This window comes from Halorubrum sp. Atlit-26R (assembly GCF_003666015.1).
GTDB lineage: Archaea > Halobacteriota > Halobacteria > Halobacteriales > Haloferacaceae > Halorubrum.
On the sequence record NZ_QPLT01000279.1, the window covers coordinates 1 to 616 of the forward strand.

Genomic DNA, 616 nt, shown 5'->3' on the forward strand with positions numbered 1-616 from the left:
CGAATTCATTTACTGTGGAAGTGGATGCAGCGGATCCGTACGGGTCATTAATTGGATCACTGGTACTTCGGGGCGGATGCTCAACGCAACTCAAGCCGGCCCTCACTAATGAGTTAAAATCATATGAACCCCATAAGGACGCACCGGAGTTCGCTATACCAATCACTATCAGAGAAGTCACGAGAGATGCTATTGCTAGTGCTACAGAACGTGTGTTGGAACGGAAGAATATTCGTATGACTGAGGGAGCGGTTTCCGTATTGAATTCAGTTGTGGGTTCCCCCTTTCGGGTCACTAGAGCTCTGAGTGGTCTCTGTCGGGAGCCGGATGTACGTAATGTTGAGTCAGCTGATTTACGATTCGCTCTTCAACAACTCTCCGCAGACGACGTGATGTCAGAGGCACCACGAAGTGTTGGCAAAATTATGATGACGTTGCTTGAGGCAACGGAACCTGTAACGCAGTCAGAGTTGGCTGAGCGGGCAGGCGTAACAGGACAGACAATCCGAAATCGTAGTGACGAATTGACGGAAACAGGGTTAGTTCAGTGGGAAAGGGAGCCAAGTGGAGTGAAAAAGTGGCGTGTCCGAACAGTACTACTCAGCGATAGTAGGAC

Annotated in this window: 1 protein-coding gene; it reads left to right on the forward strand. The window is 49.7% G+C overall.

Annotated features, from left to right (window positions below; genetic code table 11):
* Positions 1-428 precede the first annotated feature (428 nt).
* Positions 429-616 (forward strand): HTH domain-containing protein (locus DVK07_RS24465; RefSeq protein ID WP_394338903.1); only part of this gene is annotated, 188 nt, incomplete at its 3' end.